The 17756-nt window shown below is 40.4% G+C and carries 13 protein-coding genes; 10 read left to right on the top strand and 3 right to left on the bottom strand.

Annotated features, from left to right (window positions below):
- Positions 1-51: 51 nt before the first annotated feature.
- From MA_RS09940 to MA_RS09925, 3 genes are all read left to right on the top strand, one after another.
- A complete protein-coding gene (locus MA_RS09940) occupies positions 52-1491 on the top strand; it encodes a carbon starvation CstA family protein (RefSeq protein WP_011021902.1) in 1440 nt (479 codons plus the stop codon).
- 128 nt (positions 1492-1619) lie between these two features.
- A complete protein-coding gene (locus MA_RS26815; protein WP_157860159.1) occupies positions 1620-1757 on the top strand; it encodes a hypothetical protein in 138 nt (45 codons plus the stop codon).
- 387 nt (positions 1758-2144) lie between these two features.
- Complete coding sequence (locus tag MA_RS09925; RefSeq protein WP_048066275.1) at positions 2145-7148, top strand: PKD domain-containing protein; 5004 nt, start codon at positions 2145-2147, stop codon at positions 7146-7148.
- A 322-nt stretch (positions 7149-7470) separates the two neighbouring features.
- On the opposite strand, the gene MA_RS24510 is transcribed toward MA_RS09925, so the two are convergent.
- The gene (locus MA_RS24510) at positions 7471-7923 is read right to left on the bottom strand and encodes a hypothetical protein (RefSeq protein ID WP_052279141.1); all 453 of its coding nucleotides are present in this window, start codon (positions 7921-7923) and stop codon (positions 7471-7473) included.
- Complete coding sequence (locus MA_RS09920; protein WP_052279140.1) at positions 7913-9247, bottom strand: ExeM/NucH family extracellular endonuclease; 1335 nt, start codon at positions 9245-9247, stop codon at positions 7913-7915. Before MA_RS09920 ends, MA_RS24510 begins: the two co-directional genes overlap by 11 nt.
- A gap of 519 nt (positions 9248-9766) precedes the next feature.
- Here MA_RS09920 and MA_RS29355 point away from each other — a divergent pair.
- Together MA_RS29355 and MA_RS09915 are read left to right on the top strand one after the other, a co-directional pair.
- Positions 9767-9973: a type II toxin-antitoxin system HicB family antitoxin gene (locus MA_RS29355; RefSeq protein ID WP_083755992.1), complete on the top strand. Its 207-nt coding sequence runs from the start codon at positions 9767-9769 to the stop codon at positions 9971-9973.
- Between the two features lie 279 nt (positions 9974-10252).
- The gene (locus MA_RS09915) at positions 10253-10975 is read left to right on the top strand and encodes a flavodoxin family protein (protein ID WP_048065257.1); all 723 of its coding nucleotides are present in this window, start codon (positions 10253-10255) and stop codon (positions 10973-10975) included.
- A gap of 357 nt (positions 10976-11332) precedes the next feature.
- On the opposite strand, the gene MA_RS09910 is transcribed toward MA_RS09915, so the two are convergent.
- Positions 11333-12394: an NAD(P)-dependent alcohol dehydrogenase gene (locus MA_RS09910; RefSeq protein WP_048065256.1), complete on the bottom strand. Its 1062-nt coding sequence runs from the start codon at positions 12392-12394 to the stop codon at positions 11333-11335.
- A gap of 223 nt (positions 12395-12617) precedes the next feature.
- Between MA_RS09910 and MA_RS09905 the strand changes: the two genes are divergently transcribed.
- The 5 genes from MA_RS09905 (at position 12618) to MA_RS09885 (ending at position 17577) form a co-directional block, all read left to right on the top strand.
- Positions 12618-13904 (top strand): transposase, encoded by a 1287-nt coding sequence (locus tag MA_RS09905; RefSeq protein ID WP_011021898.1) that lies wholly within the window; start codon positions 12618-12620, stop codon positions 13902-13904.
- 618 nt (positions 13905-14522) lie between these two features.
- A complete protein-coding gene (locus MA_RS09900; protein ID WP_011021897.1) occupies positions 14523-14894 on the top strand; it encodes a hypothetical protein in 372 nt (123 codons plus the stop codon).
- Between the two features lie 169 nt (positions 14895-15063).
- Positions 15064-15300, top strand: coding sequence for a hypothetical protein (locus MA_RS09895; RefSeq protein WP_048065255.1), 237 nt, complete (start codon positions 15064-15066; stop codon positions 15298-15300).
- Between the two features lie 209 nt (positions 15301-15509).
- Entirely contained in the window at positions 15510-16265 is a 756-nt protein-coding gene (locus tag MA_RS09890; RefSeq protein ID WP_011021895.1) for a hypothetical protein, read from the top strand.
- Between the two features lie 25 nt (positions 16266-16290).
- On the top strand, positions 16291-17577 hold the full coding sequence (locus MA_RS09885) for a transposase (protein WP_011020086.1): 1287 nt from the start codon (positions 16291-16293) through the stop codon (positions 17575-17577).
- Positions 17578-17756: the final 179 nt, after the last annotated feature.

The raw sequence follows: 17756 nt of genomic DNA, 5'->3' as shown, positions 1-17756 counted from the left end.
GAAATTTGAATGGAAATGGGCAAATAATAGAAAGTATCATTATTAAATTATATGATCAGTTTCCTGCTTTCTCTAGCCGCACTTGTGCTGGGTTATTTTTCTTATGGTGCGTTTGTCGAAAAAGTATTTGGCGCTGATCCCTCGCGAAGGACACCCGCACACACCCGGGAGGATGGTATTGATTTTGTTCCTCTCAGCTGGCGCAGCACGTTCCTTATCCAGTTTCTCAACATTGCTGGCTTAGGCCCTATATATGGAGCTATTCTGGGAGCTTTATACGGTCCGGCTGCTTTCCTGTGGATTGTCCTGGGCAGTATTTTTGCAGGCGGGGTGCATGATTATTTTTCAGGAATGTTGAGTGTCCGTCATGAAGGAAAGAGCATTTCTGAGATTGTGGGGATATACTTAGGCAGCCAGATGAAGAGTGGAATGATTGCATTTTCCGTCATTTTACTCGTACTTATAGGGACGGTGTTCATGTCCGGACCGGCAGTACTTCTGGCAAATCTGGGGTTCCCAGGGCTGCTGGCCCAATCGAATTTCTGGCTGGCTATTATTCTCTTTTATTACTTCGTGGCTACTGTCGTTCCAATCGACAGGATCATAGGCCGTATTTATCCCTTATTCGGAGCTGTCCTGTTGATTATGGCATCAGGTATCGGCTCCATGCTCCTCATCAAAGGATACGAGATCCCTGAAATAACCTTCAGGAGTTTCCATCCTGACGGTCTTCCTCTGTGGCCTATGCTTTTCATAACCATCGCCTGCGGAGCCGTTAGCGGGTTCCACTCAACCCAATCCCCTATAATGGCCCGATGTCTGCCCGATGAAAAATATGGCAGACGTATTTTTTACGGTGCCATGATAGCAGAAGGGGCTATAGCCCTTATCTGGGCCGCTGCTGCAATGTCTTTCTTTCCGGGAGGAATAGCCGGCCTTAGCGAAGTTACCGGTGCAGGAGGTGCTGCTCTGGTCGTAAAGAATGTGTCACTGGGTCTGCTTGGATCCGTGGGAGGAATTCTCGCTATCCTGGGGGTTATTGCCTGCCCCATCACATCCGGAGATACGGCCTTCAGGAGTGCACGTCTGACCATAGCTGATGCGATGAGCCTGGACCAGCGACCTTTAAAGAACAGATTAACGATAGCTCTCCCAATCTTTGCCATAGGGTTTAGTCTGACCCTTATCGATTTCAGCATAGTCTGGCGTTACTTCTCTTTTTCGAACCAGGCACTGGCTACCATAGTCCTCTGGACATCTGCGGTATATCTGTCAGATAACGACAAATTTCACTGGATCGCTACCCTCCCCGCTACATTTATGACAGCCGTTGTAACAACGTACATCTTACAGGCTTCTGAGGGGTTCGGCTTACCAGCCACTGTCTCTTATCCTGCAGGAGTAGTCTGTGCAGCCGCAGCCTGTGGATTATTTGCCACCTTTTTAAGGAAAAGATCTCTATCATCAGCTTACTCGGTGAGTGAACAATGAATAAGCTAATGGACTGCCGAATACGAAATGAAAATCTTCTTCCACTACCAATTCATTTGGAATCTATTTTTTTCTGCCGGCGGTCTTCTTTGCGCTTCTCCGAATACGTGTGTTGAAGAAAAGTGAATTTGGGAGAACCCTGGTTTTTTCCAGATTTCGAAGAATATTTGGAAAGATATTTGGAAAGATATTTGGAAAGATATATTGGAAAGATATTTGGAAAGATATTTAGAATGAGCTTTAGAAGGAACACTTTTACAATCTGATTTTTTGGCTTTACAGAAAGCTACCTATTCCAGACTGGTTAAAATTGACAAAAAGATATCTTGACATTAGTTTAAATTAATGGATATCAATCATTTCTGAGGAATTCTACAGAACTATTTTTATAATTTTTTCAATAAAATATTGGGAAAATTTTACAAAGCTAATAAAAGAAAGATTATTATCTTTTAGTTTACAATTATTTTGTAAACTTATGTGAATCTTCTTTGCCCAGTCTTTCTCGTAATCGAACTCGGTCGCGCTAACCCGCCTGACCTGGGATAGTTCATACAGCAATGAGCTGCTATATATCCTTACAGAGATTGGTCAAATTCAAGGTTTTCAAAATACTCAGCAAATTTAATAATCCATATATAGGGGGGCCTGAAATGGAAGGGACGAAATGGAATAAGGTATTTGGGGGGCAGACTTTCACTAAAACTTTAGGCATAATGGCACTTGCTTTTTTAGTGCTGGTGAGTATCGCAGGCGCCTCACCATTTGCCTACATTACAAATGAAGAAAGCAACAGTATCTCTGTAATTGACGTTTCTACAAACAAAGTTGCAGCTACGATACCCGTGGGATCCAATCCCGTTGGAGTTGCAATCAACCCTGACGGCACAAAGGTATACGTGGCAAATGATCACAGCAACGATGTATCTGTAATTGACACGGCAACAAATGCAGTTACAGCCACTGTGCCTGCAGGAAGTTCTCCTCAGGGGATTGCAGTCAGCCCGGATGGGAAAACGATATATGTGGCAAATTTGGCCGGTAACAGTATTTCTGTAATCGATACAACCTCAAATACTGTTGTAAGTACGGTGAAAACGGGAAGAAATCCTACGGGCGTAGCGGTAAGTCCGGATGGAAAAAAGGTATATGTAACAAATTCCGAGGACAAAACCGTCTCTATAATTGACACTGCCACAAAAGTTGTTATAAGCACGGTATCCGTTGGAAAAGATCCCAGGGAAATTGCGGTCACACCGGATGGAGCTAAGGTGTACGTAGCAAACTCCGATAGCGGGACTGTCTCTGTAATTGACGTTTCTACAAATAGTGTTACAGACACTGTAAAGGTAGAGGGAGCTCCTTTCGGAGTTGCAGTCACCCCGGACGGAGCAAAAGTGTATGTGACTAATTATGATCAATATTTCAGCACCGTCGCTGTAATTGACGTTGCTACAAACAAAGTTACGGCTACAATACCTGTAGGCCCCGATCCCGTGGGAGTTGCAGTCACCCCGGACGGAACAAAAGTGTATGTAGCAATCAACCTCTGTAACACCGTCTCTGTAATTGACACTGCTACCAACACCGTTACAGCCACGATGCCTGTAGGAAAAAGTCCCCGTGCTTCAGGTAGGTTTATAGGTTCCGTCCCGGTACAACCGGTTTATCCTTCAGCGAACTTCAACAACAACATCACATCGGATTATGTTTTCCTTTCCGTACCTGTGCAGTTTACGGACTTATCGGAAAATGCAACGAAATGGAACTGGGATTTTGGTGACGGATTTACTTCAATTAAACAGAATCCTGTGCATACATATTCTGAAGTAGGGACTTATACTGTTAAGCTGACAGTAAGCAATTCAAACGGTACGGATTCGAAGCTTACTACAGTAAATGTCGTGCCAAAAGGTTCTCTTGCGCCTTCATATGCCTATATTGCGAACCTCAACAGCAACACTGTCTCTGTAATTAATACAGGAAACAGCAGCCTTACAACCACGGTGCCCGTGGGAATCGGTCCTCTGGGAGTTGCAGCCAGCCCGGATGGAACAAGGATATATGTGACGAACTCTTTCTACAACTACCGCGGTACTGTCTCTGTAATTGATACGGCCTTAAACGAGGTTATAGCCACCGTGGATATAGGAGATAAATATAGTCCCTGTGGAATTGCAGTAACCCCGGACGGAAAAAAACTATATGTGGCGAATCGTGACATCGATGGTGTTTCCGTAATTGACACGTCCATAAATACTGTTATAGCCACGATACCTGTGGGAATCAACCCTTTAGGGGTTGCAGCCAACCCGGATGGAACAAAAGTATATGTGACGAACCGTTACAGCAATAATGTTTCTGTAATTGACACTGCCACAAACAAGGTTGTAGCGACTGTGAAAACCGGATCCGGACCATGTGGAATCACAGTAAACCAGGAAGGAACAAACTTATATGTGGCAAATTGCGAAAATAACACTATTTCGATAATTGATACAGGTTCAAACACCGCTACAGCCTCAGTGCCTGCAGGAACATGGCCTATGGGAGTTGCAGTCAGTCCGGATGGGACAAAAGTATATGTGGCGAATGAACGCAGCAACAATGTCTCCGTAATTGATCTCGCAACAAAAACTGATATAGCTGCCGTGAAAGTCGGAAGGTGTCCTTACGGAATTGCTGTCACCCCGGACGGAACAAGGGTATATGTAGCGAACTGTGGCAACAACCAGAATCTCGGAAAAACTGTCTCTATAATTGACACAGCTACAAACAAGGTTATAGCCACTGTAAAAACAGGTTTCAGTCCTGTTGCTTTCGGTCAGTTTATAAGTCCTCTCCCGGCACAACCGGTACTTCCTGCTGCAAACTTCAGCAGCAGTCTCACATCCGGTTATGCGCCTCTTTCTGTCCAGTTTACGGATTTCTCGAAGAATGTGGAGAGGTGGGGCTGGGACTTCGGAGACGGAACCAGTTCCCCGGATCAGAATCCGATGCATACTTACTCCAGAGCAGGGAATTACAATGTAACGCTTACAGTAGACAATAAAAACGGCACTGATTCGAAAGTTGCCACAGTAACCGTTCTGGCACAGCCGGTATTTTCTGCATCCCCAACTTCAGGAAAAACACCTCTTAGTGTTAGTTTTACTGACCAGAGCACTGGCTCACCTACGGCATGGAACTGGACTTTTGGGGATGGGACCTATTCCACGGAACAGAACCCTGTACACATATATAAAAAAGCAGGAAAATATGCTGTTAAGTTGACATTAAACGAAACGGGGACCAAGAGTGAAGTAACAAAATACAGCTATATTATTGTTTCAAACGGATATGAAGTCCCTGTTGCTGCTTTTTCCGCATCTCCTGTTTCAGGAAAGGAGCCTCTCAGTGTTAGTTTTACTGACCAGAGTACAGGATCTCCAACCTCATGGAAGTGGACTTTCGGAGACGGGACCCATTCAACTGCGGAGAACCCCGTACATGTATACAGCGAAGCAGGAACTTACTCCGTTACATTAACGGTAAGAAATGAAAAAGGCAGCAATACATTAACAAAATCCAGATATATTCGTGTTTCAAACGGTTTAGATGGGCCTGTCACCAGCTTTTCTGCATCTCAGACTTCAGGAGAAGCGCCTCTTACTGTTGATTTTTCTGGCGAGGGAAAAGGGTATCCAAAGTTGTGGAAATGGTCTTTCGGAGACGGGAATACTTCAACAGATAAAAATCCTGTATACACTTTCAATAAATCAGGACTTTATTCTGTTAGATTGACAGCAAGTAACGAAAAAGGCAGTAACACTTTGTCTAAAACCGGCTATATTGCGGTCTCAAGCCCTTTAGCTGTTCCTGTTCCAAAATTCTCTGCATCCCTCACTTCCGGAAACCCCCCTCTTACGGTTAGTTTTACTGACCAGAGTACAGGGTCTCCAAATTCGTGGAAGTGGTCTTTCGGAGACGGGAATACTTCAACAGATAGAAATCCGGTGCATACATTCAATGAATCAGGCCTTTATTCTGTCAGGTTGACGGTAAGTAATGCAAACGGCAGTAATGCATTGACTAAAACCGGCTATATCGCCGTCTCAAGAGTTTCAAGCATTCCTGTCACCATCTTCTCTGCGTCTCAGACTTCAGAAAAAACACCTTTTATTATTCGCTTTACTGACCAGAGCACAGGATCTCCAGTTTCATGGAAATGGTTTTTCGGAGATGGAAGTAATTCAACAGAACAGAATCCCGTACACACCTACAATAAATCCGGAAATTATACCGTTTCTTTGACAACAAATAATGAGGGGGGAAGTAATAGGGTACAAAAAACAAGCTACATAAGCGTAGTCGCTGAAAACGGTGTTGTCACGTCGAATCCGGGCTATATTGTCCCTTCCACCGCCTTTTCAGCAAGTCAAACTGCAGGAAGTATGCCTCTTACTGTTAGTTTTTCCGACGAGAGCATAGACTCACCTACTTCATGGAAATGGACTTTCGGAGATGGAAACAGTTCAACGGAACAGAATCCCGTACACACCTACAATAAATCCGGAAAATATTCTGTTACCCTTATAACAAGCAATCCAAACGGCAGTAATGCGTTGACAATGTTCGGTTATATTGCTGTCTCAAACGTTTTAGATGGGCCTGTTGCCAGCTTCTCTGCGTCTAAGACTTCAGGAAGCATGCCTCTTACTGTTAGCTTTACTGACCGGAGCACAGGCTCACCTACAGCATGGACATGGGCTTTCGGAGATGGAAATGGCTCAAAAGAAAAGAATCCCGTGCACACCTACAATAAATCCGGAAGATACGCTGTTACATTGACCGCAGCTAATGCAAACGGCGTTAATTCGTTGAGAAAATCCGGCTATATTGTTGTTTCAAACGTTTTAAACGGCCCTGTTGCCAGCTTCTCTGCATCCTCTACTTCAGGAAAAGCCCCATTTACCGTTCGTTTTACTGACGAGAGTACAGGCCTGCCTTCTTCATGGAAATGGACTTTCGGAGATGGAAGCAATGCAACAACGGAACAGAATCCTGTCCACACATACAATGAGTCAGGACTCTATTCTGTTACACTGACCGCAGCTAATGCAAATGGCTTTAATTATTTGACAAAATCCAGCTATATTGCTGTCTCAAGTATTTTAGACATTCCTGTTGCCGGTTTTTCTGCATCTCCTACTTCCGGAAGTGCGCCTCTCACTGTTAGCTTTACCGACGAGAGCACAGGTCTGCCGACGTCATGGAGATGGACTTTCGGAGACGGAAGTAATGCAACAACGGAACAGAATCCTGTCCACACATACAATAAGTCAGGACTCTATTCTGTTACATTGACCGCAGCTAATGCAAACGGCAGTAATACGTTGTCAAAGACGGGTTATATTGCTGTTTCAAACTCCCTTGTTGCTGCTTTTTCCGCATTCCCAACTTCAGGGCCTGCACCGCTCAGTGTGAATTTTACTGACAACAGCACAGGATCGCCGGCTGCATGGAAATGGTCTTTTGGTGATGGAAATTCTTCAACGGAACAGAATCCTGTCCACATATACAATAGAGCAGGACGATATACTGTTAGTTTAACGGTAAATAATTCGGAAAGCATCAGTAGTGAAGCCAGGACCAGATATATCGTAGTCAGTAAGTAAAATCGTAGTCAGTAAGTAAATATACCGGATCGAAAAAATGGCTCTGTAGAAATCCATCCATATCAGCTTCAAGAGGCTGAAAACTTATCAAAAGATGTCCTGACATTCAGTTTTAATTAATTGGGATCGGTTCTTTCTGAGGATTTCCACAGAGCTCCCCGATATGTACCCTTTGATATATCGGTCTCTTCGAATTTTTTGCTGTCTATTGGGAGTTAACTCTTTTTTGTAGTTGGGCATTTATGGTTGCAGAACTTCTTGATACACTGTTCCCAACCTTTGATATTTTGAATTTCATCCCGGAAGTATTACTTTCATCGAATTACCCTGCATTGCCGGAAAGGTTAAGCCCGACGATTACAGGATCATGGTCTGAGGATCGACATTTATCAGTACTATTCCATTTCCCCCTGTAACCGAATTCTGGGGATTCATCGGAGTTAATATGCCATACTGTTGCACCTGTGACTTGCCGAGTCATGTTTGTATTTGAAAGAGCATAATCGGGGGTTCCCCACTGCCCATCAAAGACATAAGTGTAGGCATCAGGGCCGATGAAAGCTGAAACCAGGTTGGTGTAGCCCGCGTTTTTCATGGCGGTAATCGGGTCTTCAAGGGCATAAGAGTTCATGTCACCCATGACCAGATAATAATTATCCCCACTTTGTGTCGGGTCACTGGCAAGCCAGGTTATCAGGTCATTTGCAGCTTTTGTCCTGACACCATTAAAGTACCCCTGTCCGTCTTCCTTATCATCGTCCTCGCTATCTACCACATCGCCCTGTCCAGGGGGGGTTTTTTGATTTGAGATGGTTGATCGCTAAGGTAAACCTCTCTCCGGTGGCGATTTCCTCGAATGTCTGGGCCAGAGGTTGGCGGTTTCTGGACGAAAATGCTCCTGTAGATATTGTCGCTGCTGTGCCGATTGGTACGACTTTCTGGGAATTGTAGATGATCCCGACTGAAATGGCATCCGTACCCAGCTTCTGTAATCCCGGGTCAATAAATGCGTAAGTCACATTATCAGGTTTGTCTTCATAAGCATTCAGGCCGTTTACCAGATCCCGGATGGCACTGAACTCTCCATAACCATCGTTTTCAATCTCCATCAGCCCGATCACATCGGCATTCAGATCTGTTATGGCATCGAAAATCTTGGCTCGCTGGCGTTCGAATTCTGCTTGCGATTTAGCCCCTCTCGAGGTCTGGAATCCTCCACCCTGGCCATCACCGTTGAAATAGTTTTCCACATTAAAACTGGCGATCTTTATAATACCACCCACGGATTCAGGTTTATCAGGGCGTGGGTTTGATACTGACATATTCCGGATACTTTGAGGATGGATCCTGTATTCTCCGAAACCAAAGCTCAGGATTCCGGTAATACCTTGAACGGAATCTCCACTACGCAGCGTTAGGGGGAAGGCCCCAGGGTCGGGATAACTCTTTTTACTTCCATCGTCGAGGATAATTTTGCTGCGCTGATTTAAAGCCTGGAGGGTGATGGCCGGTCGTCCGGGTTTGGATAAACTTGTAGGGTTTGGTAACCGTGAGGAGGGAGAGAGAGTTTTTTCGCCATAAAGAGCAAAGTTGTGATTGGAAGTGATGATAAATTCCTGTGGCAATTCGACCAGCATGCCCTCGTATCTCTCAAAGTATTTTGTATCCGCTGCGGGCAGTGTAACTGGCAGAACAGTAACCTGATACGAGCTCGCAGTCCCGTTTAACTTCGTAATTTCGGACAATTTTATCTGCGTTAGCCCAAATGTTTCTTTGACTATTCCTGTAACCTGCACCGTATCTCCTATGGATATGTTTTCGATTTTTCCCAGTTCCCCTGGATCATAGACGAAGATTCCTTCTGAGGTCTCCGGCAGGTTATCCGCATCCCTGTCTTCTTCCTGTAAATAGAATCCATTGAGTTTATCCTTACCCTGGAAATCGCCAACTACGATTGCTTCTACAGAAACATTTTTGCCAATCAACGGACTTGCCAACCCTTCTCCCTGGATAACATTAATCTCTGTAATATCTTCCTGGGCCAGGCTGCCATTTATAGTGAGAACTAATGTCACTCCAGCCAGAAAAATAAAACTCATTCCTGCTCTTAAACCTATTTCATTACCCCCAATATTGATTCGTCAGGATTTATTTTCGAATATTCCCCCCAAATATCAACAAACTTGGATGCTCGAAAAACGCTCATGATATTCTTCGAAAACTATTCTTCGAATACCGGGCACAAAAAATGAAAATGAATTGAGTATTTTCATGCCAGACAAACGAGGTCTCTTAAAGTGGTAGATCCCCATGCAACTTTCAGTTATCTTTGTGGAATTCGAAAGTTTCCGCCCAATTCAATAATAATTATAATTATTTGTATTTATAATTATTAATAATAAAGCTTGTCTGTAGCATTTTTTAACTCATTATCTGGTCAGATCTAAAATTTATTCATCGCATTTTACTGGTTTAACTGTTTATTTTGCTATGTTAAGAAGCGGAATATTAAGAAAAGAGGAGATGAAGAATTCTCGGATTAACAGATATGTTTAACAAAGGAGGGGACAAAGGAGAGACAAACTTGTCCTTGAGAAGACGAACAAGTCAGAGGGTTTATTGCCAGCTGTCCCGGCTTCCCAGGCTGTTTTTCACAGGGAGATACTGTAGAAGAATTTATTGAGAATCAAAAAAGAGCGATCCAGGTCTGCCTGGAATCTTGCCTGGAATCTTTTCTGAAATCTTTTCTGAAATCTTGCCTGAAATCCCCCGCAGAAGACGAACTGCGGGAATGCATTGGTAAGTGCAGTTTAACTTCATTTTGAAAATGTGTTTTTCTTCCCGTGTCTTCATAGGACACTGGAAAAAAATAAGATCATTCTTTACCGCTATATTTCATGTGACAATTTCTCAAATAAATTTTTATGTATGGATGTAATTTCTGATTTAATGTAATATTTTTTTCAGTGGAACTTTTTTAATTTTGGTAAGATCCAAAAAAATGTGATTTGTAAAACAGAAGTGTGGAAAGACTGCGTTTGATGCAATAAATACCAGCCTGTTCTTTGCTAAGAGTGGTTGAGGTATGTTGGAGGGAATCACATATGAAAGTTCTGGCAATAAATTCCAGTCCCAGGATGGATAAAGGCAACACAGCATTGATATTAAACCCCTTTCTTGAAGGGATGAAAGAGGCAGGGGCAGAGGTCGAACTCTTCTATACAAAGAAGCTAAAAATCAGTCCCTGCACGGGTGAATTTAACTGCTGGCTGAAAACTCCGGGTAAATGTTACCAAAATGACGATATGAACATTTTATATCCCAGGATCGATGCGGCTGATGTTATAGTATTTGCTACTCCCGTCTATGTAGACGGGGTCACAGGTCAGATGAAGAACTTTATTGACAGGATGCTTCCCAGAGTAGAGCCTTTTGTTGAGCTGCGAGATGGACACTGTCGCCACCCGGTACGTGGGGGACCCAAAGCCCTCAAATTTGTACTTGTTTCCAACTGCGGATTCTGGGAAATGGATAATTTTGATTCCCTGCTTGTGTTTATGAAAGCTTTTTGCAAGAATGCATCCACAGAATTTGCAGGAGCACTTTTACGCCCGCACGGGGAAGCCCTAAGTTCTATGCTGGAGATGGGTGCTCCGATAGATGATGTTTTTGAAGCAGCAAGGGAGGTAGGCCGCCAGCTTGTAAAGGAAGGAAAAATGTCACAAGAAACCCTTGATATTGTAAGTCGTGAACTCCTGCCAAAGGAAATGTATATTCAGATTGCAAATCAGACCTTCCGGCAGTGCTTGGAATCGCTGGATAGGTAATTAACGCAATCTGACGTGATCCGTATCTCTAATTCTTTAATTTTTTGAGGCTAATGGCTTGAATATAAATTTTTCAGGTTTTTAATCTGGACTTTTCCGGGGTATATCTAATTAATTTGAAATATATTTTACCTGTCAACGGGCTGCTTAAATCTCCCAGAATAGGTTTGTTAAGAAAATCGTAAGAAAAGCGAAATTGAAAACCCGTGATTTTTCGGTTTTAGAAGGGCTACTCTGCCGGGCTTTTACGCCCCTATCCTATCTATCTGCTCAGTCCTTTTATCCCATGGGGAGAGAATATCCCTCCCTCAAAACTCTGAGCTTTGCGAAGAGTTCAGGGAAGGGGAGTTGACTCGCTTATTCCTCCAGAAGCACAACAGGTTTTATCAGGTCTCTTGGTTTATCTTTCATGAGCATGAGAGCCTCTTCTATTTTGTCGAACCCTTCAAATACGTGGGTGGCCATTTTTTCCGGTTTTATTCTTCCGTAGGTGCATAGAGCTGCCATTCTTTCCATTCTCAGACGACCTCCGGTTGTCAGGCCACCACGTATATCTTTGTGAGCCATACCCGACCCCCATTCAATACGTGGAATAGGAAGTGTGTCTCCGGTTCCGTAGTAGTTGACATTTGATACCGTGCCTCCGGGTTTTACAATTTTGACTGCATCCGAAATTGTGTTTTCATTTCCTCCTGCTATGATTACGGAGTCCACACCTTTTCCATTCGTCTTTTCAAGAATCTGCCCAACGAGTCCGCCTTTTCTGTAATCAACAACTTCAGATGCTCCGTATTCCAGAGCAAGATCAACGGTGACTTTCCGACTACCTACTGCAATGAGCCTGCCTGCACCAAGAATAGATGCGCCTGCCACTGCCATCAAACCGACAGGACCAATTCCTATGACTGCAACTGTGGAGCCTGTTTTAATATTTGCCATTTCCGCACCCTGTATCCCAGTAGTTGCCATATCTGATAGCATGACAGCTTGTTCGAGTGGCATTCCTTTTGGAAGTAGAGCTAAATTCATGTCTGCATCATTTACATGGAAATATTCTGCAAAGACCCCATTTTTGAAGTTTGAAAACTTCCATCCACCTAGCATTCCATTTGAGTGCATAGGTATTTCATCCTGTGCTTCCATGGACCGCCAGTCAGGTGTAACTGCAGGAATAATTACTTTATCGTCAGGTTTGAAATCTTTGACTTCTGATCCGATTTCATCTATAACACCTACAGCCTCGTGTCCTAAAATCATGTTTTTGCGCTCTCCAAGCGCACCTTCCCAGACAGTATGAACATCTGATGTACACGGCGCGACCGCAAGAGGCCTCACGATTGCATCATATGGTCCTGCTGAAGGTCTTTCAGCATCAATCCAGCCCACTTTCCCGATTTCAAGCATTGCAAATCCTTTCATATTATTCACACCAACCTTCTCAAAACAATTATTTTTTTCAATGTTTTTTATAATACCCCGCCTATTAATCTGCTGTAGTGTTATTTATAATTACTAAGGATGGAAACTTGAATTTTATTTTTAATTCAATTCGAGACTTTTTATTATTTTCTGGTTTTTCGTTTTCCCTCTATATCGTGCAAAACAATAAAATTTTAATTATATTGATATATTTTTTCTATTTATGGGAAAAGGAAACATTGCAATAGATAAATCAATGATAAAAACAATAGTTGACGGCAAAATAATAATTCCTTTGCCAAAAGTTTTGGTTGAAAATCGATACTATCCTATGTTCTCTATATTCTCCCCTACTCAGTGTGATAGTTGTGGAAGTAAATTACATGTTAACTCTCATCACACTCGTTTTATTATATCACGTTACGGCACTATATCTCTCAATGTTACATACTGGCTTTGTCCCACTTGTAAGAAACATTATCATGATCAGGTTATTGGTGTTCAGGGTTCTGCAAATTACAGTTCTGAATATTATGATACACAAATAAATGTCAGATACGATGGACGATGCAGTCTGCACAATTCTCGGCGAATTGGGGAAACATATACAGAAGGAGTAATAAATGTCTGTGGAAGAGCTCCTTGTCCCACTTCATTGTGGTTATATGAACAGAAACTAGCAAAACTTTCAAAGCAAGAACTTTTGAACCAAGGAGTTAGCTTTGAAGAAACATTGTATGTTGATGGGAATTGGATCAAGAATGGATGGAAAAAAAAGCTTGAAGAATTTATTGGAACGAAACTCACAAAGAAAGAATGGAAAAAAATGCGATATAAATCTGTTTACGTTGTTGCTACCAAAGAGAAGGTCATTTTAGATTTTGAAGTAACTGAGAGGTTACCAACAATTGAGGCTCTGATGCCTCTTTTTATACGAATAAAGAACCGATTTCCTGAAGATAAAATCAAAAAGATTGTTTCTGATGAGGATAAAGCGATCATTGGAGCCGTAAAAATGGTCTTTCCTGAAGTGACTCATTCTTTTTGTGTGTTTCATCAATTAAAAAACGTTAGTAAGAGGTATTATGAGGAATTCAGTTCTATTGAAGAGATTCCAGATAACGATAAGATTACCTACAATGAGATATCTCAATTGATACTTTCTGATACGGTTATCAGTGCTGTTGCGCATATTCAGAAGATACGAGAATTTAACTCTGATCTTGAACTTTCTGAAGCGTCTCATAAAGCGATTTCTTATGCCGAAGAGATTTTCAGCAAGAATGTGAGCTTCTTGAAAAAAGGTTTTACACCTGAGACAGATAATACAATGGAACAAATATTTTCTTTGATATGTGATATCGTAGACAAAGCAAGGTCATTCAAAACCGATAATGGACTAACTAATTTTTGTTACAATCTATTTACTTTTTTCAACAAACGGTGTTTCAGCACTGGAAAATGGAAAGGTTTCTCACCTTTAATGAGAGCAAGATTCCAATATGGATAATGCTAGAATTGGAGAATAATTAGTTCTTAAACTTGATGGCTTATAGCTGTAGCTGTCGGAAATTCCCACAAAAATAGTTCCACAATTTGGAAAATTTTGGTGAATGCTTGTGTAAATGAATCAACATTTTTAAATGAGTGAATTGATTTGCTCAAATTGGGATGAAATTTTGTGGTTGTCTTGAAATTGAAGAAAAACCAGAAAAAATTAAAAAGACTCAAAATTAAAGATATTTGCTGATTAATATTGAATAATAATTGTTTAATGCTTTAGTAAGATCAGCATTGGAATAAATTCGCAAACTAAAAGATCAAACATAGTTGTTAAAAGACAAAAAAAATATGGAAAATAAAAATAAGAACTAGATAAAAAAAGAGGTCTTGTATTGAGACAAGACTTTTCTCGATAAGATAGCAACATCTCTACGTTCTTATTGCTAATAAGCTTAATGTCGTATAGAATAAGAAGCAGAATGTAGTGATATTCAATTTTCAAGGGATTATTAGAGTCCCAAAATTGAATGACATACATTTTCTGTTTTTTCTACAAAAATCTAAAAATCGGTTAGCTTAGGCTAACTATGATAACAAATAATAAATATATAAAAGGTGAAATCTTATGAAAAGTAATAACAATAATAATGAAGACAAAGAACAGCCAATAGAAATCGGCATAGATGAGAACGGATACTTTAATTATGAATTTACAATACAGGAAGATGAAAGATGGATTAAACTTTATGAGAATGAAAGAGTAAGAGAGCTAATTCATGGTGCAAGAGGTCGTGGAGATCCTCATGATGCGTTAGAACATGTTCGTATAAAACTAACTTTGATTATATTTAATATGAAATGCACCGAAGAAGAAATAGCTGAATTTGAAAAAGAATCGCGTGCTTTATATGCTGAACTTGATAGGCAGATGAAGGCGATGAATCCACCTAGCATATTCAAAATCAGTGAAAAAATGAAGCATGTTTACCCCATATGATATGCCTTATTTTTTTCTTTTTTTAGATAACAATGGAGGTGCTAACTAATGCCTCCTGACACCTTTTTTTCAAAATTTCCCTCTCGATTAATTTATATAGTTAGAAAACATACTACATATGAAATAAAATATAAAAAATATCCAATAAAAACATGAGTCGGTGAAAAATATGAAAGATGGCGATAGAAAGGTATCGATCAGTCTTTGCTTAAAAATTAAAGATGCAATATTTCTCGATGGAGAGAAAGGAAACAAACCAATGAGCGCTTTCCTAAGAGAGATTATAGAATCTTATATTGAAAATCTGAGAGATCTAAAAGACTCGAACGACAAAGAACCAGCCAAAATTGTTAGTGCAGTAGGAACCACAGTCAATGCAATAACTGTGGAAGGTTTTGAATGCTAAACTGACGAAAAGGAGACTTAAAAGAATGGTATAAAAAACTGAAGTCCTGTTTGGATCAGGACTTCTGTTGTGAGCGTAAAAACCAACGCCGACAGAAATAGTTCAAAAACAATTTTACGACTTAATAAGTACAATTGTATTATAACTATTTAACTTTTTCTGTGGAACTGGTTCTTTCGCTCATGATTTTATAATGGTGAGATGAAATCATGAAAGAAAATGAACTTAAAAATGTAGAGCTTGAAAACAGCTCTGAAATTGAGACTTCTGAACCTGAGGTCACGCCGACTGAATCCACAACTGATGATGAAAATTATGTTATTGTCTATAAAAAGGGAATGAAAGGTAATGAGAAATTAAGAATACTGGATGATTTCTTAGCTACCGATTTAACTGATTCAGTAAGAAAATATCTTAATAGGGACGATATTGAGCTTACAGGAGAAATAACAAGCGATCCACAAGCACTTAGAGATTATTTAATGTCAAGGGGAGTTGTGGATAAAAAATTTATTCAAACAAGGGAACTCATAGAACAGGAAAGAACCATACTAAATTATAAACTTCTAGTTTGGGAAAAAGGCGGTCAATGTGCAAGACTGAAAACCGATGAAGACATAAAACTCAAAAAACCCACACCTGAAGAACGTAATCCAATACCCGTATGTGACCTAACGAATCCAGAAAAGAGCATTGAAGATTTAACCACATACATAAATAAAGAATATGGAATAAATATCAAACTAAATAAAGAATTCGCTAATGATAGTAATGCATTCATGAAATATCTGGACTCAACCTGTCCAGGGCTGTCTGGTGAGAAGAAAGAACAGTTGGTTCGGACGGTATTTTCCGCAAGAAAAATTTTCAGAAATACAGAATACGACATTTATAAAATTGAGACTTTTTATTATTTTCTGGTTTTTCGTTTTCCCTCTATATCGTGCAAAACAATAAAATTTTAATTATATTGATATATTTTTTCTATTTATGGGAAAAGGAAACATTGCAATAGATAAATCAATGATAAAAACGATAGTTGACGGCAAAATAATAATTCCTTTGCCAAAAGTTTTGGTTGAAAATCGATACTATCCTATGTTCTCTATATTCTCCCCTACTCAGTGTGATAGTTGTGGAAGTAAATTACATGTTAACTCTCATCACACTCGTTTTATTATATCACGTTACGGCACTATATCTCTCAATGTTACATACTGGCTTTGTCCCACTTGTAAGAAACATTATCATGATCGGGTTATTGGTGTTCAGGGTTCTGCAAATTACAGTTCTGAATATTATGATACACAAATAAATGTCAGATACGATGGACGATGCAGTCTGCACAATTCTCGGCGAATTGGGGAAACATATACAGAAGGAGTAATAAATGTCTGTGGAAGAGCTCCTTGTCCCACTTCATTGTGGTTATATGAACAGAAACTAGCAAAACTTTCAAAGCAAGAACTTTTGAACCAAGGAGTTAGCTTTGAAGAAACATTGTATGTTGATGGGAATTGGATCAAGAATGGATGGAAAAAAAAGCTTGAAGAATTTATTGGAACGAAACTCACAAAGAAAGAATGGAAAAAAATGCGATATAAATCTGTTTACGTTGTTGCTACCAAAGAGAAGGTCATTTTAGATTTTGAAGTAACTGAGAGGTTACCAACAATTGAGGCTCTGATGCCTCTTTTTATACGAATAAAGAACCGATTTCCTGAAGATAAAATCAAAAAGATTGTTTCTGATGAGGATAAAGCGATCATTGGAGCCGTAAAAATGGTCTTTCCTGAAGTGACTCATTCTTTTTGTGTGTTTCATCAATTAAAAAACGTTAGTAAGAGGTATTATGAGGAATTCAGTTCTGTTGAAGAGATTCCAGATAACGATAAGATTACCTACAATGAGATATCTCAATTGATACTTTCTGATACGGTTATCAGTGCTGTTGCGCATATTCAGAAGATACGAGAATTTAACTCTGATCTTGAACTTTCTGAAGCGTCTCATAAAGCGATTTCTTATGCCGAAGAGATTTTCAGCAAGAATGTGAGCTTCTTGAAAAAAGGTTTTACACCTGAGACAGATAATACAATGGAACAAATATTTTCTTTGATATGTGATATAGTAGACAAAGTAAGGTCATTCAAAACCGATAATGGACTAACTAATTTTTGTTACAATCTATTTACTTTTTTCAACAAACGGTGTTTCAGCACTGGAAAATGGAAAGGTTTCTCACCTTTAATGAGAGCAAGATTCCAATATGGATAATGCTAGAATTGGAGAATAATTAGTTCTTAAACTTGATGGCTTATAGCTGTAGCTGTCGGAAATTCCCACAAAAATAGTTCCACAATTTGGAAAATTTTGGTGGATGCTTGTGTGAATGAATCAACATTTTTAAATGAGTGAATTGATTTGCTCAAATTGGGATAAAATTTTGTGGTTGT

It is taken from the genome of Methanosarcina acetivorans C2A (assembly GCF_000007345.1).
Classification (GTDB): Archaea; Halobacteriota; Methanosarcinia; order Methanosarcinales; family Methanosarcinaceae; genus Methanosarcina; species Methanosarcina acetivorans.
This window is presented reverse-complemented; position numbering and strand designations above follow the sequence as displayed.